Raw genomic sequence first — 24,401 nt, 5'->3', positions numbered from 1 at the left:
TAGCCGCCAGGGTGTCAGCTCTTACAGCGACGAATGTGGCTGACCGGCCGTACCCTGACGCCATGACGATGCAGGGGGATCTCTCGACCAGCACCGCCGACGACAGCGCCGCCGACACCCGGGTGGCGATGCCGCCGGACACCGCCTTGCTGAGCCGGATCCGGTCCTCGGTGATCGGTGACGACCAGGTGATGCCGGGTCCGTATGGGCCGCGCCGGGTCACGTACGCCGACTACACCGCCTCCGGCCGGGCGCTCAGCTTCCTCGAGGACTTCATCCGCGAGGAGGTGCTGCCCCGGTACGCGAACACGCACACCGAGTCGAGCGGCACCGGTCTGCAGACCACCCGGTTGCGTGAGGACGCCCGCCAGATCATCCACGACAGCGTCGGCGGTGACGACGAGACCGCGGTGATCTTCTGCGGCTCCGGCGCGACCGGCGCGATCGACAAGCTGATCGGCATCCTCGGTCTGCGCATCCCGGCCCAGCTGGACGACGAGTACCACCTGACCGCCACGATCCCGCCGGAGCAGCGGCCGGTCGTCTTCATCGGCCCGTACGAGCACCACTCGAACGAGCTGCCCTGGCGCGAGTCGATCGCCGACGTGGTGGTGATCGGCCAGGACGCCGACGGGCACATCGACATCCCGCTGCTGGAAACCCAGCTGGTGAAGTACGCCGAGCGGCCGCTGAAGATCGGCTCGTTCTCGGCCGCCAGCAACGTCACCGGCATCGTCAGCAACACCCACCGCGTCTCGGCGCTGCTGCACCGGCACGGCGCACTGTCGTTCTGGGACTTCGCCGCTGCCGCGCCGTACGTCGAGATCGACATGTACGGCGGTCGCGACGCGGACCCGCTCGCGTACAAGGACGCGATCTTCCTCAGCCCGCACAAGTTCATCGGCGGACCCGGTACGCCGGGAGTGCTGGTCGCCCGTCGTGAGCTGATGCGCAACCGCGTCCCCGACGTACCGGGTGGCGGCACGGTCGCCTTCGTGAACCCGACCGAGCACCGCTACCTCGACGACCCGATCCACCGCGAGGAAGGCGGTACACCCGCGATCATCGAGTCGATCCGGGCCGGCCTGGTCTTCCAGCTGAAGCAAGCGGTCGGCATCGACGTCATCCGCGCGCACGAGGACGCGTACCTCCGTCGTGCCGTCGAGGCCTGGCGTGCCGAACCGGGCATCCAGATCCTCGGCAACCTCGACGCGGAACGACTGTCGATCGTCTCGTTCGTCATCAAGGCGCCCTCGGGTCGGTACCTGCACCACAACTACGTGGTGGCGCTGCTCAACGACCTCTTCGGCATCCAGTCCCGCGGCGGCTGTTCCTGCGCCGGCCCGTACGGTCACGCCTTGCTGGACATCGATCTGGCCCGCTCGGCCGAGTTCGCCGAGGAGATCGTGCACGGCTGCGAGGGCATCAAGCCGGGCTGGGTGCGAGTCAACTTCAACTACTTCATCTCCGAAGCGGTCTTCGAGTACGTCGTCGAGGCGGTTCGCCTGGTCGCGCAAGAAGGCTGGCGGCTGCTCGGCGACTACCGCTTCAACCCGGCCAACGGTCTCTGGAAGCACTACCGCGGCCCGGTCGAACCGCCCATGCGCCTGTCCCAGGTCGGGTACGACGCCGACGGCCAGCTCCGCTATCCCCGTCATGACGACAAGGCGCCCGAGTCAGCGCTGGTCGGCTACCTGGCCGATGCCCGTGCTCTGCTCGCCGCCTGTCAGCAGAAAGCACCGGAGACAGAGGCGACGGTCAACGAGGAGTTCGACCACCTGAGGTGGTTCGACCTCCCAGCGGCCTGCGTCAGGAAGTAGCAGTCCGCAAGGCTTGCTGGTACGCCCCGTCAGCCCCCACCGTCCACGGCACCCCGTTGAGCAGCAGGGTCCGCCCGGCGATGGGCGCTTTCGCTGTCGCCAGTACGGAGGCGGTCTTCTTGTGGCAGCCGCTGCGGTAGATCCGCTGGGTGACCCGTACTGCGATCGCGCCGGCGCCCTCGGCGTACGTGACCACCTGCGGCTCCTGCGCGCAGCCGGTCGGGGTGGCGACGATCAGCACGACCTGCTGCGGATTGCCCTTCACCACCTGTACTTCCATCACGCCGACCGCGACCGGGCGCCGATCGACGGACGTGGTCGGACTGGTGACTGCTTGGGGCTCCGGCGTCGGCTTCTCCTCGGGTGCGGATGACCCGAACACCTTCGACAGCACGAACACGGTGAAGGCGAGCATCCCGACCAAGAAGGTCACCACGACGGCGATCCCGTACCCGAACCACGCACTGCCCGACGACTTCACGCCTCGGATCCTAAGGGGGTGTGGGTGGCGAAGCCCCCACCCGCGCCGAAGGCGCAAAAAATACCGAAGGCGACCCGCTCTGCGCTTTGCGCAGACACAGATCGCCTTCGACTTCGAGGGTGAGTAACGGGACTTGAACCCGCGGCCCCCTGGACCACAACCAGGTGCTCTACCAGCTGAGCTATACCCACCATGTTTCCCGCCGCCTTAATCAGCGCGACTGGAGAATCATAGCGATGAAGGTCAGGAACTTGAAATCGGGGTGCTGACCAACGTCGCGGCCGCTTTGGCGGTTTCCGTGTCCGGGCCGGGCAGCGGGACGAAAACTGTCTGGCGGTAGTAGCGGAGCTCGGCGATGGACTCGGTGATGTCGGCCAGCGCGCGGTGGTTGCCGTTCTTGGCCGGCGTCGCGTAGTACACCCGCGGGTACCAGCGGCGGACGAGTTCCTTGATCGAGCTGACGTCGACGTTGCGGTAGTGCAGGTGGGACTCGACCTTGGGCATGTCGCGGACCAGGAAGGTGCGGTCGGTACCGACCGAGTTGCCGGCCAGCGCGGCCTTGCGCGGCTCCTTGACGTAGCCGGAGATGAAGTCGAGGACCTGCTGCTCGGCGTCGGCGAGCTCGATGCCCTGCGGCAGCTCGTCGAGCAGGCCGGAGCCGGTGTGCATGTCGCGGACGAAGTCGCCCATCTGCTCCAGGGCAGCCGGTGGTGGTGCGATCACCAGGTCGATCCCGTCGCCGAGCACGTTGAGTTCGTAGTCGGTGACGAGCACGGCGACCTCGATCAGGGCATCCTTTTCGAGATCGAGTCCGGTCATCTCACAGTCGATCCACACCAGCCGGTCGTTCATGGGCACCCACCTTAGCCGTCCCGGGACGGCTGTCCCGCCGATACCGGGCAAACCTCCCGTAGAGATCCGGGCTAACACTGTTGCGGCGTCACTACTGACGGTGTTGTCCTGTTCTACGTACTCGGGGGAGTGCACACGGGGACACGGAGGTGGGGCTATGGAGGGGACGGTCGCAAGGCCGAGGCTGACCAAGCTGCTCAGCGAGGGCGCTCGCCGCCGCTTGCTGACCGTGGTGGCCGACGCCGGGTTCGGCAAGTCCACTCTGCTCAGTGCCTGGGCCGCTGAGCGCCCCTGCGCTTGGTATACCGTCCGCGCCGAGGACCGCTCACTAGCTGCGATGGTGACCGGCCTGGTCGAGGCGCTGCGCCGCCAGGTGCCCGCACTGTCGGCTGTGCTCGCCGCTGAGCTCCAGGGACCGCGCGGCCCCGACGCTGACGCGGAGCAGGGCACCAGAGCTCTCGCGTACGCCGCTTTGCTCGCCGACGCACTCGAGCAGAACCTCACCGGTGACGTGGTGCTCGTGCTGGATGACCTGCACGAGCTCAATCCGGGTGACCCGGCAACGAAGTTGATCGAGGGCCTGGTACGAGTCGCACCGCCCTCGCTGCATCTAGTGGTCGCGTCCCGGACAGCTATGCCCTTCGGGATCGACCGCCTGCGTGGCAGAGGCCAGGTGTTGGAGATCGACGCGACTGCATTGGCTTTCACCGTGCAGGAGACAGTTGCCGTGCTCAACGTAGTACTGGGCGAAGGGGCGGAGGAGCTTGCTGAGCCGTTGCATGCCGCAGTACAGGGGTGGCCGGCTGCTGTGCGGCTGGCTGTCGAGGCACTGCGGACAGTACCGGCTACTGAGCGGCCGGGACGGCTGCAGCGAGCGCTGCGGTCGGATGGGCCGCTGTATGACTACCTGGCCGAGGAGGTCTTTGCAGCTGAGCCTCCGTCGGTACGCCGATTGGTTGCCGCGGTCGCCGTCTTGCCCAGGTTCAGTGCCGAGCTCTGCCAAGCGGTAGGGCTCACCGAGAACGCGGAAACCCTGCAGCAGTTGCGTACTAGAGGTCTGCTCGTCTCTGCCGGCGAGGTGGACGGCTATGAGCTCAACCCCCTGGTACGGGGCTTCGCCATCGACAGGTTGTCAGCGGACGAGGTCGGCATGGCCGAGCTGACACTGCAAGCAGGGCAGTGGTTCGAGTCCGTCGGGGACCAGCGAGACGCCCTGGCTTGCTACCAGGCAGTGGACTCAACCCATGTGGCCCGGATGCTTGCCGAGCGAGGTCAGGTGATGGTCCACGGCGGTCTGGGAGAAACAGTGGTTGCCGCGGTCACCTCTCTGCCCGATGAGCTGCGGGACGCCGCAATGGACCAGCTGGAAGGCGAAGCTCGGCAGGTGCTCGGGGATTGGCAGGGCGCGGAGAACTGCTTCGACCGGATCATCGTGCCGGAGGGCGAAATCCCTGTCGCCATTGCTTGGCGGTTAGGTCTGATCCATCACCTGCGTGGCAGGACCGACGTAGCGGTTGCCGTGTATCGCAGGGGACGGATCGACGGGCAGCACCCGGCTGACGAGGCGCTACTGCAGGCCTGGTGGGCCGCCGCGCACTGGCTGCGTGGAGAGTTCGACGAGTGCCGTGAGTTGGTCGGGGGCGCGGAGGCATCGGCCAAGGCGTCGGGCGACGATCGGGCGCTGGCGATCGTCCATACAGTGCTGGCCATGCTCGCCGCCGTCGACAGCGATCCAGTGGGCAACGCCTCGCACTACCTACGTGCCCTTGAGTACGCCGAGCGCGCAGGCGATCTGCTGCAGTCGATCCGCATCCGGGTGAACCGCGCCTCGCACCACATCGACGAGGGCTACTACTCGCTCGGCCTGGACGAGTTGGAGATCGCACTGGAGTTGGCGGATCGGGCCGGCTTCGCAGCGTTCCGTGCACTGGCGTTGAACAACAGGGGTGAGGCGCTGCTGCGCCTGGGCCGGCTGGACGAGGCGATCGTCGAGCTGGAGGCCTCGCGGGCGCTCTACCAGAAGCTGGACTCGAAGCAGATAGCGCTGCCACTCGCAACGCTCGGCGAGGTCTATCGGGAGCGGGGAGACCGGGCAATGGCAAGAGCTTGTTATGAGGAGGCGATCGCCGTGGCGGACTCCAAGGACGTGCAGTCAGTGGTGCCGGCGCTGGCCGGCCTGGCACGCGTACTGGCGGTGGAGGAGCCGGAGCGAGCCGCCGAGCTCGCTGGTCTCGCCCGGCAGGCAGTGGCCTACGGTCCAGTGCTGGACTTGTCCGGCGCGCTGGTCGGCCTCGGCTGGGTGTCGCTCCATGCAGGTAACAAGGACGAGGCTGCTGACGCCGCGATGGAGGCGGCTGCCCTGTGCCGTCGACGCCGCGACCGGGCGGGGCTGGCAGACGCACTCGAGCTGTATGCGGCTGCTGATGGCGGCGAGGTGCTGCACGAAGTACTGAACATCAGGCATGAGTTAGGCGACCCGCTGGGTCAGGCGCGGGCTGAGTTGATGCTGGCTCGGCGCACGCAGGGTAGTGAGGGGCGCGAGCTGGCGCTGCAGGCCCACCAGCAGTTCCTGGCCGCGGGAGCGACCCGCTACGCCGCAGCGGCTCTGGCGGCTAGTCAGCAGACAGGACCCGCTCCGGTGCGCATCGAGTGCCTTGGCGGCTTCCGCGTACTACGAGACGGCAAAGCCATCCAACTAGGCGAATGGCCGTCGAAGAAGGCCCGCGACCTCCTCAAGATCCTCGTAGCCCGCCGCTGCCGCCCAGTCGCCCGGGTGCAGCTACTCGACCTGCTCTGGCCGGACCAAGGAGAGTCAGTCGCCTCGCCGAGACTCTCCGTCGCCCTCTCGACCGTGCGCTCAGTGCTGGATCCGGAGAAGCGCTACTCGCCCGACCGGTTCGTCGGGGCCGACCGGGCGACCATCTGGCTGGACGGCGACCAGACCTCCGTCGACGTCGAGGGCTTCCTTCGCGACGCCCGGAGCGGCCTGGACGGCACCAGCATGCCGCTACTGCGAGCGGCGGAGGCGGCGTACAGCGGGGACTTCCTGGAGGAGGACGTGTACGCCGACTGGGCCGCGGGGATGCGTGAGGAGGCCCGAGCGCTCTACGTCCGCGTCGCGCGGGTGCTGGCTGAGCGGGGGAAGGATGATCCTGACGCGGCCGCCGGGTACCTGCTGCGGATCCTGCAGCGTGACCAGTACGACGAGCGAGCCCACCTAGGGCTGGTGGGTGCTTTCCAGGCGAGCGGAGCCCATGGCGAGGCCAGGCGGGCGTACCGGACCTATATCCAGCGCATGGCCGAACTAGAGGTCGAACCGGCTCCTTATCCCGCCGTCCCAGCCCGGGTTTAAGACTGTCTGAAGGTTTGTCCGCACCCTCGTCCCATGGCAGCTCCGGTACACAATGCGGACGTGACCTGCGAGTTCGGGGTCGCAGGCGGTGAGCAGCACGGCCTCCACTCGGGTCGTGACTACCGCGCGGCGGCCGGTACGCCGATCAGGGCCACCATGGCCGGGGTCGTCGTCCGGGTGCTGGCCCATCAGGTCGTGGTCGAGTCCAATGCCATCTGGCATCTCTACGACCATCTGGCCGAGCCGGAGGTCCGTCAGGGCGACACGGTGGAGACAGGGGATCGCCTTGGCTTGGCCAGCGGGCCACACCTGCACTACGAGGAGCGGGTGATGCCGTACGGGACCGGTGATCACCGGAACCCGCGGTTCGACCTGCATCCGAACACCAGGCTTCGGGCGTAACGGGAGGGAAGAAGGGGTGGAGATGGCGACGAGCGGGCCGGCCGTGGAGGGAGCGGCCGAGCCGCTCGAAGCTAGCATCAGCCGGATGATCGCGACCAGGTTCGTCACCGACCGGCTGGCCATGCTGCCGCTGCGGGTGGAGTACGCCGAGGCGATGACTCCCGTGCTCGCGGATCCGGGGCTGTACGAGTTCACCGGTGGTGAGCCGCCGACGGCAGGGGCGCTCACCGAGCGGTACCGGCGACAGGTGGCGGGGCCGGGGCGTCCGGGGGAGTCCTGGCTCAACTGGGTGATCAGCGCTACGCAGTACGACGAACTGGTCGGCTATGTGCAGGCCACCGTGCTCGGGGACGAGGCGGAGATCGCCTGGGTGCTGGGGACGACCTGGCAAGGGCTGGGCTATGCCAAGGAAGCCGCTGTGGGGCTGGTCGGCTGGCTAGAGGCTCACGGGGCAGCGCGGATCATCGCGCACGTCCACCCCGACCACATAGCGTCTGCCGGCGTCGCGGCGGCCGCCGGGCTTCGGCGTACCGAACAGATGGACGACGGCGAATTGCTCTGGGTCAGATAAAAAGAACGAGCCCGGCCGAAATCGGCCGGGCTCGCTCAAGCGGTGGTTCAGACCGGGCGGACGTTCTCCGCCTGCGGGCCCTTCGGGCCCTGGGTCAGGTCGAACTCGACCTTCTGGTTCTCATCGAGCGAACGGTAGCCGTCCGCCGCGATCGCCGAGTAGTGCACGAAGACGTCGGCGCCGCCGCCGTCCTGAGAAATGAAGCCGAAGCCCTTTTCACCGTTGAACCACTTCACTGTTCCGCTGGCCATGATCTGCTCCTTGTGTGGGGCGGGTAACAGGTCCCGACGGTCGTCGGTCCCCTGGTTGCCGAACGAGCCCTCCCACACCGGACCGAGGCCCAGAAATGAGAAAACGCCCTGCGGATCACAAATCCGCGGGCGTTTCAAAAACGAACGGGGAACTGCAAAACTGCAACCGTCAGAAACGGTAGCACACCGTGGCTGTCCGCACCCGCCCCGGCCACAGCGAATTTCTCACCAGGATCCGCGATGATCCGGGACCAGCAGCGTGAACGGGATGATCAGCAGCAAGACAGCGGCGAACACCACGAAACTGTGCGCCTGGGCCAGCCCGCCGTTGCCCGCGTGGGCCAGCAGAGTGGTGGTGACGGAGACCGCGACGATGCCGCCGGACTGCCGGAACATGCCGCGCAATCCGGCGATCGCTGAGATCTGATCGGGAGCAAGTTGCAAACTTGCGTTGTTCGAGGCGGGGATGGAAAGCCCCATCCCGACCCCGGTGATAGCGGCGGCCAGAGCCAGCCAGCCGTACGGTGTAAGGCCGTGCGGCGCCAGCGCCATCACCGTCATCCCGCCTGCGACGAGCAGGAACCCGCCGATCATCGGTGCTCGATAGCCGGTACGCCGGAGCGCGAAGACCGCCAGCCCGGCGACGCAGATCATCCCGACGGCCCGGGCGGTGAGCAACGTCCCGGCTTGCAGCGGCTGGATGCCGTAGCGCGATTCGGCGTACAGCGGGACCAGGGCGCCGAAGCCCAGGACGGCCGCGCCGAAGAGGAAATTGATCGCGTTCATCGCGCCGAAACCGCGGCCGCGGAGCAGGGTGATCGGGATGAACGGGGCCGCGTTGCGGTTCGCGTGCCGGACGAAGAGGAAACCGAGCGTGACCGCAATCACCTCGGCGGCGATGAACAGCGGATCGGTCACCGAGGCGCCGCTGCTGCCGAGCGAGGTGATCCCGTACATCCCGAACAGGATCGTCAGGGCCAGCAGCACGGCCCCGGCGGTGTCGACGCGACCGGCCGGTTTGGGGGTGCTGCGCGGGATGAAGCGGGCGCCGAGCGCGATCAGCAGGATGCCGATCGGCACGTGACGATGAAGATCTCCCGCCAGGACCAGTACGTGACGATGATGCCGCCGATGATCGGGCCGAGGATGCCGCCGATCGGGAAGATCGAGGTGAACATGCCGATCGCCCGGTCCCGCTCCCGGCCGAACTGCTCGGCCACGATCCCGGTCGCGGTCGGCATGAACGCGCCGCCGCCGATCGCCTGGAACGCACGGAACACGACCAGCAGGTAGATGTTGTCGGCCAGGCTGCAGCACAGGGAGGCGACCGTGAACAGCACGGCGGCGCCGAGGAATACCCGTTTGCGCCCGAACTGGTCACCGAGCCGGCCGGCCAGCGGCATCACGATGATCTGGCCGAGGGCGTAGATGGTGATCGTCCAACCGCTCCAGTTCAGCTCCGCGTGCAAGTCGCCGCGGATGGCGTTGAGCGCGGTCGCCACTATGGTCTGATCGATCGAGGCCATCATCAGGCCGATCGCGACGATGCCGAAGACCAGCCGCCGGTGGGCCAGCGGCTCGTCCGTGGCCTGGTCGGCGGTCAGCTCTGCTGAACTCGACGGTTCCATCGATGAACAGACTACATTGCTTGCCAGCAGGCAATAAAGGCCGAAATGAGATCCCTGAGATGACCGACACCGAGACGTTGAGCAAGCTCCGCGGCGTGATCTCCCGGCTCGCGCGCGAGCTCAACGCCACGGCCACCGCCGAGGGCCTGACCCCGACCCAGGCCTCGGTCCTCGGCCTGATCGCCTTCCGCGGCCCGCTGGGCCTGACCGAACTGGCGCAACTCGAAGGCCTCAACCCGACGATGCTGTCCCGCGTCGTCGGCAAGCTGACCGAACTCGGCCTGATCCAGCGCGACCCCAACCCCGACGACCTCCGCGCCATCCGCGTCGAAGCCACCGACGCCGGCCGTCAGCTCCACGAACGGGTGAAGCTCCTCCGCACCGAGGCCATCGGCACCTGCCTCGACCAGATCCCGACCGAGTCGGCGCAGACGATCGTCAATGCCCTACCCGCCCTGGAGGAACTAGCCCAAGCCCTCCGCGCTTCGCACTAATGGAGTGCTTTGATGGGGCGCGTGGACTTCGAAGGACGGACGGCGCCGTTTCGTCGTGAGTTGCTGGCGTTGTGTTACCGGATGTCTGGGTCCAACCATGACGCCGAGGATCTGTTGCAGGAGACGATGATCCGCGCGTGGCGGGCCTTCGATCGGTACGACGAGACGCGCGCCTCGCTGCGGACCTGGCTCTACCGGATCGCCACCAACACCTGCCTCACCGAACTCGAGAACCGTGGCCGTCGCCCGTTGCCATCGGGGCTGGTCGCCAGCGGTGACGATCCGGAAGGCCCGCTGCGTAAGGGTGCTGAAGTTCCTTGGCTGCAACCGTTTCCGGATGATCCGGCGACGGTTGCGGAGGAGCGTGGCACGCTCCGGCTGGCGCTGATCGCCGCGCTGCAGTTCCTCCCCGCCAAGCAGCGCGCAGTACTGATCCTGCGCGACGTCCTGGCCTGGTCCGCCGCCGAGACCGCTGAAGTCCTCCAACTGACACCCGCCGCGACGAACAGTGCGCTGCAACGCGCGCGGACGAAGCTCAAGGAGACAGGTCTGGCCGAGGAGGACGTCCTCGAGCCGGACGACCCCAAGTGCGTCGACTTCCTCAACCGCTACATCGCCGCCTTCGAGCGAGCTGACGTCGCGGCCTTCACCGACCTGCTGACCGAGGATGTGCTGCTGGAGATGCCGCCGTTCTACAACTGGTTCCGCGGCCGGGAGTATCACCTGCGCTTCGTCGCGCGGGTCTTCAGGCTCCGCGGTACCGACTGGCGCGTCCACCAGATCGCGGCGAACGGCCAGCCCGGCATCGCGGTCTACCGCGGCGACGGCGACGGTGGGTATGTCCTGCACACGCTGCACGTGTTCACCGTCACCGCGGCCGGCATCTCCCACAACCACACGTTCCAGGACGACGGGGTGTTCGCGGCTTTCAAGCTCGCCGGTACTGCGTAAGTACCGCAGCCCCCACCTGCTCCGACGAAACGCAGGTCAGGTGGACCGGCGCCGACGTCGGACCGAACAGCCGCTCGCCCGCGCCCACGATCGACGGGAAAGTGAGCAGCCGGTACTCGTCGATCAGCTCGTGTTCCTGCAGCAGGTGCACCACGCTCGCACTGCCTGTCACGACTACCTCGCGTTCCTCGCGCCGGACGGCGTCGACGACGTCTCCGTCGACCAGCGTCGAGTGGGACCACCCGGAGACGTCCGTGAGATGACGCGAAGCGACGAGCTTGGGGATCTTGTTCATCTTGGTGGCGAAGTCGTCCGTACGGGTGGGGAAGAGCCCGCTGAAGAGCTGCCAGGTCCGGCGGCCGAGCAGCATGACGCCGTCGTCCAGCGTCGCGCCGAGCCGGAACTTGTCCCCGCCGACGGCCTCCGGTCCGTGCCGGAAGGCCCAGCCCCCGTACGGCGTACCGCCTGATCCGTCCGGATCGGTGACGAAGCCGTCGAGGCTGACGAACGCGATCGCGATGACTGTGCCCATGACTGAAGTCCTTTCGGAGGTTGCTGTCACGGGTACGTACCGGCGGGCCGGCGCGAACTCATCGGTGCTGCCTATCAAATCATCGGAAATGTGACCTACGTCATGTCTTGACCCGTTCTCGGCGCTCGGCCTACTGTATGCGGTATACCAAGCCGCTCCGGAAGGTGGGACCGATGGAGAGTCGGTTTGCCGTCAACTGCTCGATCCTGTTCACCGAACTGCCGTTGCTGGACAGGCCTGCGGCTGCTCGGGCGGCCGGGTTCGAGGGGGTGGAGTTCTGGTGGCCGTTCGACAGCGCGTTGCCCGGCGATGCGGAGGTCGACGCGTTCGAGCGGGCGATTCTGGATGCCGGGGTTCAGCTTGTCGGGCTGAACTTCGCTGCCGGAGACCTGCCGGGTGGCGATCGTGGGCTGGTGTCCTGGCCGCAGCGGTCGCTGGAGTTCCGGGACAACATCGCGGTGACGCTGGGGATCGGCGAGCGGCTGGGGTGCCGCGCTTTCAACGCGTTGTACGGCAATCGGGTCGACGGCGTGCCGGAGGCTCAGCAGGACGAGCTCGCGATCGAGAACCTCGCGCTTGCCGGTACGGCGGCCGGATCCTTCGGAGCGACCGTCCTGGTCGAGCCGGTCAGTGGCGCCGCACGCTATCCGTTGCTGACGGCAACTGATGCGGTCGAGGTGATCGACCGGGTCGAACGCGAGTCCGGCGTGACCAGTGTCGGGCTGCTCGCGGATCTGTACCACCTGACCGTGAACGGTGACGACGTGAGCTTGGCGATCACCAAATATGGGGATCGCGTGGCGCATGTGCAGATCGCCGACGCGCCGGGGCGTAACGAGCCCGGCACAGGCGAGATCCAGCTGGAGCGGTACCTCGGCGAGCTCCAGGAAACCGGATATGACGGCTGGATCGGGCTCGAGTACAAGCCCAGCGGTAACACCCGAGACAGCTTCGCCTGGATCCATCGCACCTGAGACCAAGGAGCCCTGTATGCCCCGAATGACTGCCGCCCGCGCGGCGGTGGAGATCCTCCGTCGCGAAGGCATCACGAACCTGTTCGGCCTCCCCGGTGCGGCCATCAACCCCTTCTACAGCGCGGTTCGCGCCCAGGGCGAGCTCAAGCACGTGCTCGCCCGGCACGTCGAGGGCGCCTCGCACATGGCCGAGGGCTACACCCGCGCCAAAGCGGGAAACATCGGCGTCTGCGTCGGTACGTCGGGGCCGGCCGGCACCGACATGATCACCGGCCTGTACTCCGCGTCGGCCGACTCGATCCCGATCCTGTGCATCACCGGGCAGGCGCCGGTCGCGAAGCTGCACAAGGAGGACTTCCAGGCCGTCGACATCTCCTCGATCGCGGCGCCGGTCGCCAAGTGGGCAGTGACGGTGCTGGAGGCGGCGCAGGTCCCGGGCGCTTTCCAGAAGGCGTTCCAGTTGATGCGCACCGGTCGTCCCGGGCCGGTGCTCATCGATCTGCCGATCGATGTCCAGTTGACGGAGATCGACTTCGATCCTGACCTGTATGTTCCGCTGCCGGTCGCGACGCCGCGTGCTTCGGTCGCGCAGGCTTCGGAGGTGCTGCGGTTGCTGGCCGAGGCGGAGCGCCCGCTGATCGTTGCCGGTGGTGGGATCATCAACGCGGACGCCGCTTCGCTGCTGGTGGAGTTTGCCGAGCTCACCGGCGTACCGGTGGTGCCGACGTTGATGGGGTGGGGGACCATCCCTGACGACCACCGGCTGATGGCCGGGATGGTCGGGCTGCAGACGTCGCATCGGTACGGCAATGAGACGTTGCTGGCGTCCGATCTGGTGATCGGGATCGGGAATCGGTGGGCCAATCGGCACACGGGCTCGGTGGCGACGTACACGCAGGGGCGGAAGTTCGTCCATATCGACGTGGAGCCGACGCAGATCGGGCGGGTGTTCGCGCCGGATCTGGGCATCGTGTCCGACGCGAAGGCGGCGCTGGAAGTGTTGATCCATGTCGCCCGGGAGAGTGCGCCGCTGCGTGATCGCTCGGAGTGGGCGGCTGCTTGCCGGGAACGGAAGCGGACGATGCTGCGGCGGACCGACTACGACGACGTTCCGGTGAAGCCGCCGCGGGTCTATCAGGAGATGAACAATGCCTTCGGACCGGAGACCCGGTATGTCTCCACGATCGGGTTGTCGCAGATCCAGGCCGCGCAGATGCTGCACGTGTATCGGCCGCGGCATTGGATCAACGCCGGCCAGGCAGGACCTCTTGGCTGGACCGGTCCGGCGGCGCTGGGTGTGGCGGTCGCGGATCCGGAGGCGACTGTCGTCGCGCTGTCGGGTGACTACGACTTCCAGTTCCTGATCGAGGAGCTGGCGGTCGGTGCGCAGTTCAACATTCCCTACATCCATGTGGTGGTCAACAACGCCTACCTCGGGTTGATCCGGCAGGCACAGCGTGGGCTGGAGATGGACTACTGCGTGCAGTTGTCGTTCGAGAACATCAACACGCCAGAGCTGAACGGCTACGGCATCGATCACGTGAAGGTCGCGGAAGGCCTTGGCTGCAAGGCGTTGCGGGTGTTCGAGCCGGACGGCATCCTGCCGGCGCTCGAAGAGGCGAAGAAGCTGATGGTCGAGTACCAGGTGCCGGTCATGGTCGAGGTGATCCTGGAGCGCGTCACCAATGTGTCGATGGGGACGGAGATCGACAACGTAGTCGAGTTCGCCGAGCTGGACGGCGTACAGAACCCGATCCCGACCGCCTCCGGCCTGCGAGACTAGGAGAATCAGCATGAAGGTTGCGATTCTGGGCGCCGGCGCGATCGGCGCGTACGTCGGTGCCGCGCTGCACCGTGGTGGGACCGAGGTGCATCTTGTTGCCCGCGGCCCCCATCTGCAGGCGATCCGGGCGGACGGGGTGCGGGTCTTCAGCCCGCGCGGAGACTGGGTGGCCCGTACTCCGGCCACCGACGACCCCGCCGAGATCGGGCCGGTGGACGTCGTCTTCCTCGGGCTGAAGGCGAACTCGTACGCGTCCTGCGGCCCGCTGATCGAGCCGCTGCTGCACGACAAGACGGCCGTCGTGGCCGCCCAGAACGGCATCCCGTGGTGGTACTTCCACGGCCTGCCGGGCCCGTACGAGGGTCGCCGGATCGAGTCGGTGGACCCGGGTGGTGAGGTGACCCGGGTCCTCTCGCTCGACCGCGCGATCGGCTGCGTCGTCTACTGCTCGACCGAGTTGGAGGGGCCGGGCGTCGTCCGGCATCTCGAAGGCACCCGCTTCTCGATCGGCGAACCTGGTGGTGGTCGATCGGACCGGTGCCTGGAGTTCAGCGAGGCGATGATCGCCGGCGGGCTGAAGTGCCCGGTCGAGGAGGACATCCGCAACGACATCTGGATCAAACTCCTCGGCAACGCCGCCTTCAACCCGATCAGCGCGCTCGCCCGCGCCACGATGGTCGAGATCGCCCAGCACCGCGGCACCCGCGCGATGATCCGCCTGATGATGGAAGAAACCCTCGAGATCGCCGCCGCCGTCGGCTCCACCCCCGACATCTCCGTCGACAAACGCATCGACGGCGCCGAACGCGTCGGCGAACACAAAACCTCCATGCTCCAGGACCTCGAGAAAGACAAACCCCTGGAACTGGATGTAATCCTCGCGGCGGTCGTCGAGCTTGCCGACCTCACCGACACCAAGGCCCCGACCCTCCGAGCAGTCCACGCAGTAGCCGACCTCCTCTCCACCAAAGTCGGCACCACCCCCATAGCCCACGCCCCCACAGCCGCCCGAGCCGTCTAGCTCAGACGACCGCCCCAGCCCTCCAGACCCAGGTGGGTCCGAAGCCGCGTGCCCTGCCAGGCCCCTCCGGACCCACCTGCCTCCACCCGCACGCCGTACGCCTGTCCCGCTCGACAGGAGGTAGCCGCCCGGCAAGCCTCCGCACCGGTTGGTCCACGCTCAGCTGACCGAGGTCATGGCGAGCACCTCCTGTCGAGCGGCACAGGCTAACCGTCAGGACTGGCCTGGCAAGCCGGTCGGGATGATGGCCGCAGGGCGGACCGGTACGGGGTATCTGCCGAGATCGCGCCGAGCCGAGTGCGTGCGTAGCTCGGCCGGCAGCGGGTCGGGCAGTTTGCTCCGGCGAACCGTGTGGGCGGTTGCCTGATGGAACAGTCCACCGGGGTGTTCTTCGAGCTCGACCGGGTCGAGGTGCGGCTCGACCAGCTCCCGGTAGGCGGCGCCGTACCAGGTCCACCAGACGGGGTACGGCGTCAGGCCGAGGAACCGGCCCTCGTTGTCATCGAGGCGCACTGTCGATTGGGATCTTTCGTCGTACCAGACGGATCGACCGTTCCAACCGACCCCCGTGACCACCTCAGCCGTCGCGAGGAAGCAGTTGCGCCTTGCGGCGTAGGCGACGAACAGGTCGTGCGCTGCGGACCTCGACGTCGGCTCCCGCAAGGGTGGCGCCAGCATGCTGACCTCGGTGGTCCAGATTCCGGGGGACCGGGAGAAGGTGCCGCCGACGTACGGGGCGGTCGTGCTGAAGAAGACCAAGTCGTCCACTTCGGTCAGTTTGCTCAGAGCGGCCGGGTCGTCGAGGCGATGCGGTAGCGGTTCGTAGGTTCCGTACCGGCGTGGTGTCGCCGCCGGAAGGTGCTGGGCACAGAGCGACAGCCAGTCGTCGACGGGAGAGGTGGACGACACGTCGTACCAGTTGAACTCGACCAGCTGGGTACGGCTGTCCGTGGGCATGGTCCAACGTAGAGCATCGGAGTCGGGTAGACGGTGTCTACGACCATGGTGTAGACACTGTCTACGTGATGGTTCTGGGGATTTCGGTTGCGGCGGCGGTGTGTCATGCCGGGTGGAATTTGTTGATGAAGCGGGCCGGGCAGGAGGGGGTGCAGCTCGTTTGGTTGTGTGCGGTGTTGGGGGCGCCGGTGGCTGTTGGGGTGTTGGTGTGGGGCGGGGTGCAGGGGGAGTTGGCTAGGACGGGGCCGGCTGGGGTGGTGAGCATGGTTTTGCACACCGGGTACTCCGTGGTGTTGCGGTGGGCGTACAAGAACGGTGACTTCAATGTTGTGTACTCCGTCAGCCGGGGGACGACGCCTGTTGTGGTGATGCTCGCTGCGATTCCGTGGGTTGGGAGTCCATCGGTGTGGGGGTGGTGTGGGGTCGCGGCGGTTCTCGTCGGCGTGATGGTGATGGATCGCGTGGCGGTGGCGGTTTGTAGTGCTGGTTACACGTTGTGGGACGGGTATGCGATCGCCTCGCTCGGTGCGAGTGTGCTGCCGTACCTCGCGGTGACCAACGTCGGGCAGCTGGTGGTGCTGAGTTTGGTCCTGGGGCCTCGGCGGCGGCTGGGTTTTTCTGGGTGGAGGCAGGCGTTGCCGATCGCGGTTCTGACGCCGGCCAGCTACGGGCTGGTGCTGGTGGCGATGTCCCTCTCACCGGTCAGCACGGTGGCCGTCGGCCGGACACTCAATGTTGCTGTGGGCAATCTTCTCGGAGTCGTCGTACTCCGGGAACGCCTGACCCTCGTAACCCTGGCCGGCCTGACCGCGGTCGTGGCCGGCGTCCTACTCGTATCGATCGAAACCTGATGCCGGCTACAAATCGGTTGGACCCAGCGATGCGCCGGCGGTGAACTCTGCGATCCGGGAGGCCATCGTGTCGAGCTCCAGGACGACCAGCTCGTTCACTCCTCGACGGACGACAGGCCCTGGTACGTACAGCGTGTGCTGAGGCCCGCGATGCCAGTACCGGCCGAGGCAAAAGCCGTTCACCCAGGCAAAACCTTTGCCCCAGGCATCGGTCCTGAGGAAATGGCCGACCGGACCGTCGGCGTCGAAGGTCGCTCGCCAGGCGGTCGGGCCCGGGCCCGCAGCCACCGCCCCACCGGACTCCCAGGGTGTGGGAACGGCGTCGAGGTCGATCACGCAGGTCGACCAGTTGGTGAGTGGGATCGAGTCGAGCAGGACGCCGCCGATCAGCCCCTTCGGCTCGCCGATTCGGGGGCCGTAGTTGACCCGCCCCTGATCCTCGACGACCAGTTCCAGCCGGCCGCGGCCGTGTGGCAGGAGGATGGCGCGGTCGTGGTTCTCGCGTTCCAGCACGCCGACCGGATGTCCGTCGAGCAAGACCTGGGCACGATCGCGAACCTCGCCGACCGAGAGCAGTGCCGGCCCCTCGACGTCGATCTCGGTCCGGTAGACGGCGAGCCGGGCGCCCAGTTCGTCCAGAGTCGGCAGCGTCGCCGCAGCCGTCCACCGGCCGCGCACCGAGACCGGGTCGCCCAGAGGTACAGAGAACTCCGGTGCCGGCTCGACCGCATCCAGTGTGAGAGGCGGTACCGGCGCATAGCGGGAGATCACCTCCCGGAACGCGTGAAACTTCGCGGTGTAGTTGCCCGCCTCGTCCAGTGGCGCGTCGTAGTCGTACGACGTCACCGTCGGCCGGTAGACGCCCTTGTCGTTGGCCCCGTTGGTGAGGCCGAAGTTCGTACCGCCGTGGAACATGTAGACGTTGACCGACGCCCCCGCCGCCAGCAAGGTATCCAGCTCGGCCGCTGCCTCGGAGACCGACGTCGTGTGATGCGGACCGCCCCAGTGGTCGAACCACCCGTCCCAGAACTCCATGCACATCAACGGCCCCGACGGCTGATGCACCCGCAACGTCCGCAGCCTTTCGGTACTACGCGAGCCGAACGACCCAGTACGCAGCACGCCGTCCAGCCCACCCGCCGCGAGCATCTCGTCGACCGGCTGGTCCACGGTCACCAGCGGCACCGTGATCCCGGCCTGGCCGATCAGGTCCGCGATCGCCTTCAGGTAAACCTGGTCGTCCCCGAAGGCGCCGTACTCGTTCTCGACCTGGACGAGCAGCACCGGCCCGCCCCGATCGACCTGCAGCGGCGCCACGATCCGCAGCACCTGCTCCAGGTACTGCGAGATCGCGGCCATGAACCGCTTCTCGTACCGCCGAACCCCCACGCCCGGCTCCTGGAAGAGCCAGGCGGGGAGGCCGCCGTTGTCCCACTCCGCGCAGATGTACGGGCCCGGCCGGACGATCGCGTACATGCCCGCCTCGGCGACCAGGCCGAGGAACCGGGCCAGGTCGAGGATCCCCGAGGTGTCGAAGACCCCGCGCCGCGGGCTGTGGGCGTTCCACGGCACATAGGTCTCGATGGTGTTGAGCCCCATCAGGCGGGCCTTCTCGATCCGGTCCGCCCAGGAGTCCGGGTGGACGCGGAAGTAGTGCAGGGCGCCGGACAGGATCCGGAACGGCGCACCGTCGAGGAGGAAATCGGACTCACCGATCGTGAAGTCGGACATGGATCCCTTTCTGCGCGGGAATCGGGCCTGCGCGGGAATCGTGGTGATCAGCCGTTGGTCTGGAAGCCCTGCTGGTTGCCGTACCCCACCAGGGCGTCCTGCCAGGCCTTGAGCGCCGGATTCAGGTCGGACTTGGCTTGGTACGCCTTGCCGACGGTGTCGCCGAAGATGCTGTTCGCGTAGAGCTGGAACGGCAGGTAGCTCCAGTCCTTCACGACCGAGCCGGCCGCGCCGGTGAGCACCTGGTTGATCTTCTGCCCACCGAAGTACGCGCTCGGCTTGTCGACGAAGGCGGGATCCTTGAGGTCGGCAACGGTCGACGGGAAGCCGCCGCTGGCCAGGAAGGGCTTCACACCGTTGTCGTGGTTGAGCCACTGGACGAAGCCGGCCGCCAGCGCCGGGTTCGCGCTCTGCTTGAGGACCGACTCGGTGCTGCCGCCGTTCTCCGCGGTAGCCGGTTGCCCGTCGTACGTCGGCAGCGGGGCGACCGCCCACTTGCCGGCGCCAGCCTTGACCGACGACTCGAGTACGCCCGGCATCCACGCGCCGACCGCCAGCGAGGCGATCGTGCCGTCGCCCAGCGCCTTGAACCACTCGTCCGACCAGCCCGGGATGCTCGCCACCAGGCCGCCCTCGACGAGCTGGTTCCAGACGCCCGTCCACTTCTGAGTGCCGGCGTCGGCGAGGTTGATCGTGACAGCCTTCCCGTTGGTGCTGAACGGCTTGCCACCGGCCTGCCAGATCATGCTGGTCGCGAAGCCGGCGTCACCGGTGTCGTTGGTGATGAACTTCTTCGGGTCGGCGGCGTGCAGCTTCTTGGCGGCCGCGATGTACTCGTCCCAGGTCTTCGGCACGGTGATGCCGTACTTGTCGAAGACCTCCTTGTTGTAGAACAGCGCCATCGGGCCGGAGTCCTGCGGCAGCCCGAAGAGTCCGTCGCCGGCGTGGACCGCCGTCCAGGTCGACGGCGTGTAGGCCGACTGGAAGCTGTCGAACCCGTACTGCCGCAGGTCGACCAGCGAGCCCGGCAACGCGAACTGCGGCAGCGCCTGGTACTCGATCTGCGCGACGTCCGGCGCCCCCGACCCGGCCTTGATGACGTTCTGCAGCTTCGTGTACTGGTCGTTGCCGGTTCCGGCGTTGACGTAGTTCACCTTGACGTTCGGGTACTCCTTCTCGAACGCCTTCACCTGAGCCTCGGCGGACGGCGTCCAGCTCCAGTAGGTGATGCTCCCGCCCTTCTCGAGCGCGGCCTTCACAGCATCCGGTGACGCCGCCGGCTGGTCGCCGGCCCCGCTCTTGTCCGATCCGCCACACGCGGCGAGCAGGACCGACGCGGCGGTGACAGCCGCGGCCGTCGCCACTAGGTTCCGCAGGCCCCGCCGATGACTGGTCTTCATGATGTTCCCTTTCACTGTTCCCACTGCTGGTTGCTCTGGCCGTTGCAGGCCGAGACGGTGACTGCGCTTCCGTTGCCGGCGCCGGCAGCCTCGAGGCAGAGCCCCGGCTGGTCGCCGCCGGCGATCGTCTTGTCCGGCCGGAGCTCCCACGTCTGGCCGGACGTGCCTGCACAGGCGTCGATGACGGCGGAGCCGCCAACGCCCGCGGTGAGGCACTTGTTGCCGTAGATCCGTAGTTCCTTGGCGGCCGTGAGGTTCCACGACTGGTTGCCGCCGCCGTTGCAGTCCCACAAGTCGAGAGCCGTGCCGTTGGTGGTGGAGGCGCCTGGTACGTCGAGGCAGCGGCCGCTCTCGACGCCTCGGAGCGCTGCACCCGGCGGTGCGGGCGGCAGAGTGTTGACCGGTTCGTTCTTGAGCAGACCCCAGCCCCACTGCAGCTGGGCCAGCCCGCTCGCGTTGTTGACGGCGAGGTCGCGCTCGCTGACCCGGGTGGTCATCGAGTAGGAGTCGCCGTCGCGCAGGCCCGGCCAGTAGACGACGCCCATCTTCTGCTCGCGGGCGACCTGGGTGAGCGCGCCGAAGTACGAGGTGGAGACGTTGCCTTCGTGGTTGCCGTAGTTGAGGCCGGTGGTCATGGGGGAGCCGGCCTCGTCGATGATGGTGCGCCAGCCGTACTGGCCGATGCGTGGCCGGAGGTTCGCGAGCCATTCGGCCTCGGTGGTGGCGTCGTCCCAGAAGCCGTAGAAGTGCAGCGACAGCAGGGTTCCTTGCAGCGCGCGGACCGCGCCGACGCCGGTGACGTTGTCGTTGTAGCCGGTACCTGAGATGACGACTCGTCCACGCGGCACATCGCGGTGCCGGGCGAGCCAGGAGGTCGTGACACCGACCCACTCGTCGAGCGAGTAGCCGAACGGCTCGTTCATCGGCTCGAAGTACACGCGCGGGTTCTTGCCGTACTTCTTGACGACGGTGTCCCACATGGCGGCGTAGGCCACCGGGTCGTCCACCCGGCCGTCCTTGGCGTCATTGGCTTCCCAATAACTGAGGATGACCTTGAAACCATCACGAGTGGAGGCGTCGATCGCGGCCTGGTACGACCGCCACCAGTCGGTGCCGACGCTCGACGGGTTGATCGGCAACCGGATCGTGTTCGCCTGCAGTTCCTTGCGGAACTCGCGCACGATGCCGGTCGCCTTGCGATAGGTGGTCGCGTAGTCGTCCGTGGTGCTGAGACCGGACGGTACGACCTCGTCCGACGCGTAGTTGTCCCGAGGATCCGCCCAGTTCACCCCGCGGTACTCGCGGGTGTTCGCCGGCGACGCGGCTGCGGGGAGCGCCGTCACGACACCGGTCACCAGGACCAGTGCGGCGGCGGCATGGAGCCAAGCTGCAGGTTTCATCCACAGTCCTTTCATTGTTTGACGCTGCCCGCGGTGAGGCCGGACTGCCAGAAGCGCTGGAGCAGGAGGAAGGCGACGACGAGCGGAACGATGGTCAGCAGCGAGCCGGTGATCACCAGGTTGTAGATGGGTCGCGCGCCGACGCCGGTCGCCTGGTTGCTCCACTGGGTGAGCCCGACGGTGAGCGGATAGAGGTTCGGTTTGCTGAGCATGATCAGCGGCAGGAAGTAGTTGTTCCAGGTCGATACGACCGCGAACAGCAGGACCGTGACGATGCCGGGGGCCAGGAGACGCAGGGCGACGGTGAAGAAGATCCGGATCTCCCCGGCGCCGTCGATCCGGGCCGCTTCGAGCAGGTCGTACGGCACGGCCTCGGTCGCGTAGACCCAGATCAGGTAGAGCCCGAACGGGCTGATCAGCGACGGGATGATGATCGCCCAGACCGTGTTCGTCAGCCCCAGCTTGGAGAACATCAGGAAGGTCGGCACGGCCAGAGCAGTCCCGGGGACGGCGACCGCACCCAGCAGCACGGCGAAGACAGCGCGCCGGCCGGCGAACCGGTACTTCGCAAGCCCATAACCTGCCGCAGTCGCCAGCAACGTAGCGCCGCCGGCCCCGACGACGACGTACAGCAGCGTGTTGCCGAGCCAGCGCAGGAAGATGCCGTCGTCATAGGTCAGGGTGTCGCGGATGTTGCCGAACAACGCGAACGAGTCGCCGAACCAGAGCCCCGGACTCGACACCAGATCGCCCTGCGTCTTGGTTGCACTGAGCAACAACCAGAGCAGCGGGACGAGCGTGTAGACCAGGTACAGCACCATCAGCACGGTCAGCAACGGCGACCGCTTCGGCCGCAGCGTCGACGCCGCCGTACTCACAACGCCTCCCGGGATCCGCGCAGCTGGACCACGTAGGCGATCACCGCGGTGATGATGCCCATCACGATCGCCACCGTCGCGGAGTAGTTGAACTGCTGACCCGCGAAGGACAGGTTGTAGGCGTACATGTTCGGGGTGTAGTAGGTGGTGATCACGTTCGGCGCGAGCGTGCGCAGGATGTTCGGCTCGTTGAAGAGCTGGAAGCTGCCGATGATCGAGAAGATGGTGGCGATCACGATCGCGCCGCGCAGGGCCGGCAGCGTGACCGCCCGGATCGTCCGGAAGGTGCCGGCACCGTCGATGGCGGCCGCCTCGTACAACTCGGCCGGTACGGTCCGCAGGGCCGAGTAGAAGATCAGCATGTTGTAGCCCACGAACTCCCAGGTGACGATGTTCGCGATGGACGGCAGCATCCATTTCCCGCTGAGCGGCTGGATGGCGGTCGTGCCGAGCAGGTTGTTGAGGTCCGCGGCCAGCCCGAAGTTGTCGCCGTAGATGAAGCCCCACATCAAGACGGCGACCACGCCCGGGACCGCGTACGGGAGGAAGATCACCACCCGGAAGAAGCTCGCGCCGTGCAGCCGGGCGCTGTCGATGGCGAGCGCGGCCAGCAGGGCCAGGACGAGCATCACCGGCACCTGGACGACCAGGAACAGCAGCACTCGTAGGAACGACTCCCACAGCTTCGAGTCCTGGATCGCGTCGACGTAGTTGTCCAGCCCGACGAACACCGTGCCGCCGAAGAAGGCCTGGTCGCGGAACAGGCTCAGGTAGATCGCGTAGCCGATCGGCGCCAGGAAGGTGAGCGCGAACACGGCGAGGAACGGCCCGACGAACAGCCATCCCCTGGTCTCTCGGTGCATCTGCCCACAGCCTCCATGTTTACGTCAACATTTCTGGCGAGGAAGCTAACGTGTTTACGTCAACATGTCTATAGTTCGGCGGAGACGACCGAAGGGGGACGCCGATGACCGCGGACGAAACGCCGGTACGCCGCCGACGCGGCGCATCGATGGCCGACGTCGCCCGGCTGGCCGGTGTCTCGGGGCAGACGGTGTCCCGGGTCGCGAATGGCCGGCGCAATGTCGACGAGGCCACCCGGGACCGGGTGCTGGCCGCGATGCGTGAGGTCGGCTACCGCCCGAACAGCGCGGCGCGGGCTCTGCGCAACGGGCAGTTCCGCAGCATCGGCGTGATCGCCTTCGAGCTGTCCAGCTTCGGCAACACCCGGACGTTGGACGCGATCGCCGCGGCGGCCACGTCCAGCGGGTACGCCGTGAACCTGATTCCGGTGCTGCACGGCACCCCGCACGACCTGTCGGGCGCCTTCGACCGGCTCGGGGAGCAGGCGGTCGACGGGGTGATCATCCTGATCGAGGCCCATCGGCTGGACGAGGCCGATGTGCAGATGCCCGAGGGGATGCCGGTCGTGGTGATCGACTCGAACGCCGATCTCGACTACCCGGTCGTCGACACCGACCAGGCCCAGGGCTCCCGGTTGGCGACCGAGCATCTGCTCGACCTCGGGCACCGTACGGTCTGGCATCTCGGCGGCCCGGAGGACTCGTACGCCGCCTCACGCCGGCTCCGATCCTGGCGCCAGACCCTGACCGACCACGGCTGCCCGGTACCGCCGGTGCTGACCGGTGACTGGTCGGCCGGCTCCGGCTACGCGGCCGGCCGCAAGCTCGCCGCTGACCCCGAGGTCACCGCCGTCTTCGCGGCCAACGACCAGATGGCCCTCGGCCTGCTGCGCGCCCTGCACGAGGCCGGCCGGGCGGTACCCGAGGACGTCAGTGTGGTGGGCTTCGACGACATGGAGGAGGCCGCTCAGTTCTGGCCGCCGCTGACGACGATCCGCCAGTTCTTCCCGGAGGTCGCACGTCGCAGCGTCGACGCCCTGATCGAAGGCATCCGCACCGGCGAACACCACCACCAGCCCGTCGCCGTCGGCACCGAGCTGGTGGTCCGAGCCAGCACAGCCCCGCCTCGCCGCTGACCAACGGTGGAACGGCGCCGGGTCAGCAGCGGAGCGGCGCCGGGTCAGCGGCGGAGCAGCGCCGTCCCGCTGG

The 24,401-nt window shown here is 67.4% G+C and carries 23 protein-coding genes and 1 tRNA gene; 11 read left to right on the top strand and 13 right to left on the bottom strand.

Annotated features, from left to right (window positions below; translation table 11 throughout):
* Positions 1-62: 62 nt before the first annotated feature.
* Positions 63-1,820: an aminotransferase class V-fold PLP-dependent enzyme gene (locus tag AB0M15_RS29335; protein WP_363824721.1), complete on the top strand. Its 1,758-nt coding sequence runs from the start codon at positions 63-65 to the stop codon at positions 1,818-1,820.
* Here AB0M15_RS29335 and AB0M15_RS29330 read toward each other — a convergent pair.
* From AB0M15_RS29330 to orn, 3 genes are all read right to left on the bottom strand, one after another.
* Positions 1,810-2,301 carry a hypothetical protein gene (locus tag AB0M15_RS29330; RefSeq protein ID WP_363824719.1) on the bottom strand — a complete coding sequence of 164 codons (492 nt, stop codon included), beginning with the start codon at positions 2,299-2,301 and terminating at the stop codon, positions 1,810-1,812. The genes AB0M15_RS29335 and AB0M15_RS29330 overlap by 11 nt on opposite strands.
* Positions 2,302-2,419: 118 nt before the next feature.
* Positions 2,420-2,492 (bottom strand) — tRNA-His (locus AB0M15_RS29325).
* A 52-nt stretch (positions 2,493-2,544) separates the two neighbouring features.
* Entirely contained in the window at positions 2,545-3,153 is a 609-nt protein-coding gene (gene orn, locus AB0M15_RS29320; RefSeq protein ID WP_363824717.1) for an oligoribonuclease, read from the bottom strand.
* A 157-nt stretch (positions 3,154-3,310) separates the two neighbouring features.
* Between orn and AB0M15_RS29315 the strand changes: the two genes are divergently transcribed.
* From AB0M15_RS29315 to AB0M15_RS29305, 3 genes are all read left to right on the top strand, one after another.
* Entirely contained in the window at positions 3,311-6,505 is a 3,195-nt protein-coding gene (locus AB0M15_RS29315; protein WP_363824715.1) for a tetratricopeptide repeat protein, read from the top strand.
* A 33-nt stretch (positions 6,506-6,538) separates the two neighbouring features.
* The gene (locus AB0M15_RS29310; RefSeq protein WP_363824713.1) at positions 6,539-6,907 is read left to right on the top strand and encodes a M23 family metallopeptidase; all 369 of its coding nucleotides are present in this window, start codon (positions 6,539-6,541) and stop codon (positions 6,905-6,907) included.
* 85 nt (positions 6,908-6,992) lie between these two features.
* Positions 6,993-7,478, top strand: coding sequence for a GNAT family N-acetyltransferase (locus AB0M15_RS29305; protein ID WP_363824711.1), 486 nt, complete (start codon positions 6,993-6,995; stop codon positions 7,476-7,478).
* A gap of 47 nt (positions 7,479-7,525) precedes the next feature.
* On the opposite strand, the gene AB0M15_RS29300 is transcribed toward AB0M15_RS29305, so the two are convergent.
* The 3 genes from AB0M15_RS29300 to AB0M15_RS29290 all read right to left on the bottom strand — a co-directional run bounded on the left by AB0M15_RS29300 (position 7,526) and on the right by AB0M15_RS29290 (position 9,357).
* Positions 7,526-7,729, bottom strand: coding sequence for a cold-shock protein (locus AB0M15_RS29300; RefSeq protein WP_026163488.1), 204 nt, complete (start codon positions 7,727-7,729; stop codon positions 7,526-7,528).
* Positions 7,730-7,954: 225 nt separating this feature from the next.
* On the bottom strand, positions 7,955-8,809 hold the full coding sequence (locus AB0M15_RS29295; RefSeq protein WP_363824709.1) for an MFS transporter: 855 nt from the start codon (positions 8,807-8,809) through the stop codon (positions 7,955-7,957).
* Positions 8,788-9,357: an MFS transporter gene (locus AB0M15_RS29290; RefSeq protein WP_363824707.1), complete on the bottom strand. Its 570-nt coding sequence runs from the start codon at positions 9,355-9,357 to the stop codon at positions 8,788-8,790. The genes AB0M15_RS29295 and AB0M15_RS29290 overlap by 22 nt, the downstream gene beginning before the upstream one ends.
* Positions 9,358-9,416: 59 nt before the next feature.
* On the opposite strand from AB0M15_RS29290, the gene AB0M15_RS29285 reads away from it, so the two are divergent.
* Both AB0M15_RS29285 and AB0M15_RS29280 read left to right on the top strand, forming a co-directional pair.
* Entirely contained in the window at positions 9,417-9,851 is a 435-nt protein-coding gene (locus AB0M15_RS29285; RefSeq protein WP_363824705.1) for a MarR family transcriptional regulator, read from the top strand.
* Positions 9,852-9,863: 12 nt separating this feature from the next.
* Positions 9,864-10,802, top strand: a complete 939-nt coding sequence (locus tag AB0M15_RS29280) for a sigma-70 family RNA polymerase sigma factor (RefSeq protein WP_363824703.1) — start codon at positions 9,864-9,866, stop codon at positions 10,800-10,802.
* Here the strand turns inward: AB0M15_RS29280 and AB0M15_RS29275 are convergent.
* Positions 10,780-11,334: a dihydrofolate reductase family protein gene (locus AB0M15_RS29275; protein WP_363824701.1), complete on the bottom strand. Its 555-nt coding sequence runs from the start codon at positions 11,332-11,334 to the stop codon at positions 10,780-10,782. The genes AB0M15_RS29280 and AB0M15_RS29275 overlap by 23 nt on opposite strands.
* A 173-nt stretch (positions 11,335-11,507) precedes the next feature.
* On the opposite strand from AB0M15_RS29275, the gene AB0M15_RS29270 reads away from it, so the two are divergent.
* The 3 genes from AB0M15_RS29270 to AB0M15_RS29260 are packed head-to-tail and all read left to right on the top strand — an operon-like array spanning position 11,508 to position 15,112.
* Positions 11,508-12,308, top strand: coding sequence for a TIM barrel protein (locus AB0M15_RS29270; protein WP_363824699.1), 801 nt, complete (start codon positions 11,508-11,510; stop codon positions 12,306-12,308).
* Positions 12,309-12,324: 16 nt separating this feature from the next.
* Positions 12,325-14,091, top strand: coding sequence for a glyoxylate carboligase (gene gcl / locus AB0M15_RS29265; RefSeq protein ID WP_363824697.1), 1,767 nt, complete (start codon positions 12,325-12,327; stop codon positions 14,089-14,091).
* Positions 14,092-14,101: 10 nt separating this feature from the next.
* Positions 14,102-15,112, top strand: a complete 1,011-nt coding sequence (locus tag AB0M15_RS29260) for a 2-dehydropantoate 2-reductase (RefSeq protein WP_363824696.1) — start codon at positions 14,102-14,104, stop codon at positions 15,110-15,112.
* A gap of 213 nt (positions 15,113-15,325) precedes the next feature.
* Here AB0M15_RS29260 and AB0M15_RS29255 read toward each other — a convergent pair whose 3' ends face one another.
* Positions 15,326-16,069, bottom strand: coding sequence for a hypothetical protein (locus AB0M15_RS29255; protein WP_363824694.1), 744 nt, complete (start codon positions 16,067-16,069; stop codon positions 15,326-15,328).
* A 263-nt stretch (positions 16,070-16,332) separates the two neighbouring features.
* On the opposite strand from AB0M15_RS29255, the gene AB0M15_RS29250 reads away from it, so the two are divergent.
* Positions 16,333-16,920 carry a hypothetical protein gene (locus AB0M15_RS29250; protein WP_363824692.1) on the top strand — a complete coding sequence of 196 codons (588 nt, stop codon included), beginning with the start codon at positions 16,333-16,335 and terminating at the stop codon, positions 16,918-16,920.
* A 6-nt stretch (positions 16,921-16,926) separates the two neighbouring features.
* On the opposite strand, the gene AB0M15_RS29245 is transcribed toward AB0M15_RS29250, so the two are convergent.
* The 5 genes from AB0M15_RS29245 to AB0M15_RS29225 are packed head-to-tail and all read right to left on the bottom strand — an operon-like array spanning position 16,927 to position 23,192.
* Positions 16,927-18,651, bottom strand: coding sequence for a beta-galactosidase (locus tag AB0M15_RS29245; RefSeq protein WP_363824690.1), 1,725 nt, complete (start codon positions 18,649-18,651; stop codon positions 16,927-16,929).
* Between the two features lie 47 nt (positions 18,652-18,698).
* Positions 18,699-20,051: a sugar ABC transporter substrate-binding protein gene (locus tag AB0M15_RS29240; RefSeq protein ID WP_363824688.1), complete on the bottom strand. Its 1,353-nt coding sequence runs from the start codon at positions 20,049-20,051 to the stop codon at positions 18,699-18,701.
* Between the two features lie 11 nt (positions 20,052-20,062).
* Positions 20,063-21,451 carry a ricin-type beta-trefoil lectin domain protein gene (locus AB0M15_RS29235; RefSeq protein ID WP_363824686.1) on the bottom strand — a complete coding sequence of 463 codons (1,389 nt, stop codon included), beginning with the start codon at positions 21,449-21,451 and terminating at the stop codon, positions 20,063-20,065.
* Between the two features lie 11 nt (positions 21,452-21,462).
* Positions 21,463-22,329 carry a carbohydrate ABC transporter permease gene (locus tag AB0M15_RS29230; protein ID WP_363824684.1) on the bottom strand — a complete coding sequence of 289 codons (867 nt, stop codon included), beginning with the start codon at positions 22,327-22,329 and terminating at the stop codon, positions 21,463-21,465.
* Complete coding sequence (locus AB0M15_RS29225; protein WP_363824682.1) at positions 22,326-23,192, bottom strand: sugar ABC transporter permease; 867 nt, start codon at positions 23,190-23,192, stop codon at positions 22,326-22,328. Before AB0M15_RS29225 ends, AB0M15_RS29230 begins: the two co-directional genes overlap by 4 nt.
* 104 nt (positions 23,193-23,296) lie before the next feature.
* Here AB0M15_RS29225 and AB0M15_RS29220 point away from each other — a divergent pair, with 104 nt between their 5' ends.
* Positions 23,297-24,328: a LacI family DNA-binding transcriptional regulator gene (locus AB0M15_RS29220; protein ID WP_363824680.1), complete on the top strand. Its 1,032-nt coding sequence runs from the start codon at positions 23,297-23,299 to the stop codon at positions 24,326-24,328.
* Positions 24,329-24,401: the final 73 nt, after the last annotated feature.

The organism is Kribbella sp. NPDC051718, assembly GCF_040681515.1.
Classification (GTDB): Bacteria; Actinomycetota; Actinomycetes; order Propionibacteriales; family Kribbellaceae; genus Kribbella.
This window is presented reverse-complemented; position numbering and strand designations above follow the sequence as displayed.

Excerpts from the sequence above, each read along its gene's own strand:
- AB0M15_RS29335 (WP_363824721.1), top strand. The coding sequence starts at position 63 with ATGACGATGCAGGGGGATCTCTCGACCAGCACCGCCGACGACAGCGCC.
- orn (WP_363824717.1), bottom strand. The coding sequence starts at position 3,153 with ATGAACGACCGGCTGGTGTGGATCGACTGTGAGATGACCGGACTCGAT.
- AB0M15_RS29315 (WP_363824715.1), top strand. The coding sequence starts at position 3,311 with ATGGAGGGGACGGTCGCAAGGCCGAGGCTGACCAAGCTGCTCAGCGAG.
- AB0M15_RS29310 (WP_363824713.1), top strand. The coding sequence starts at position 6,539 with ATGGCAGCTCCGGTACACAATGCGGACGTGACCTGCGAGTTCGGGGTC.
- AB0M15_RS29305 (WP_363824711.1), top strand. The coding sequence starts at position 6,993 with ATGATCGCGACCAGGTTCGTCACCGACCGGCTGGCCATGCTGCCGCTG.
- AB0M15_RS29300 (WP_026163488.1), bottom strand. The coding sequence starts at position 7,729 with ATGGCCAGCGGAACAGTGAAGTGGTTCAACGGTGAAAAGGGCTTCGGC.
- AB0M15_RS29290 (WP_363824707.1), bottom strand. The coding sequence starts at position 9,357 with ATGGAACCGTCGAGTTCAGCAGAGCTGACCGCCGACCAGGCCACGGAC.
- AB0M15_RS29285 (WP_363824705.1), top strand. The coding sequence starts at position 9,417 with ATGACCGACACCGAGACGTTGAGCAAGCTCCGCGGCGTGATCTCCCGG.
- AB0M15_RS29280 (WP_363824703.1), top strand. The coding sequence starts at position 9,864 with ATGGGGCGCGTGGACTTCGAAGGACGGACGGCGCCGTTTCGTCGTGAG.
- AB0M15_RS29275 (WP_363824701.1), bottom strand. The coding sequence starts at position 11,334 with ATGGGCACAGTCATCGCGATCGCGTTCGTCAGCCTCGACGGCTTCGTC.
- AB0M15_RS29270 (WP_363824699.1), top strand. The coding sequence starts at position 11,508 with ATGGAGAGTCGGTTTGCCGTCAACTGCTCGATCCTGTTCACCGAACTG.
- gcl (WP_363824697.1), top strand. The coding sequence starts at position 12,325 with ATGCCCCGAATGACTGCCGCCCGCGCGGCGGTGGAGATCCTCCGTCGC.
- AB0M15_RS29260 (WP_363824696.1), top strand. The coding sequence starts at position 14,102 with ATGAAGGTTGCGATTCTGGGCGCCGGCGCGATCGGCGCGTACGTCGGT.
- AB0M15_RS29255 (WP_363824694.1), bottom strand. The coding sequence starts at position 16,069 with ATGCCCACGGACAGCCGTACCCAGCTGGTCGAGTTCAACTGGTACGAC.
- AB0M15_RS29250 (WP_363824692.1), top strand. The coding sequence starts at position 16,333 with ATGGTTTTGCACACCGGGTACTCCGTGGTGTTGCGGTGGGCGTACAAG.
- AB0M15_RS29245 (WP_363824690.1), bottom strand. The coding sequence starts at position 18,651 with ATGTCCGACTTCACGATCGGTGAGTCCGATTTCCTCCTCGACGGTGCG.
- AB0M15_RS29240 (WP_363824688.1), bottom strand. The coding sequence starts at position 20,051 with ATGAAGACCAGTCATCGGCGGGGCCTGCGGAACCTAGTGGCGACGGCC.
- AB0M15_RS29235 (WP_363824686.1), bottom strand. The coding sequence starts at position 21,451 with ATGAAACCTGCAGCTTGGCTCCATGCCGCCGCCGCACTGGTCCTGGTG.
- AB0M15_RS29225 (WP_363824682.1), bottom strand. The coding sequence starts at position 23,192 with ATGCACCGAGAGACCAGGGGATGGCTGTTCGTCGGGCCGTTCCTCGCC.
- AB0M15_RS29220 (WP_363824680.1), top strand. The coding sequence starts at position 23,297 with ATGACCGCGGACGAAACGCCGGTACGCCGCCGACGCGGCGCATCGATG.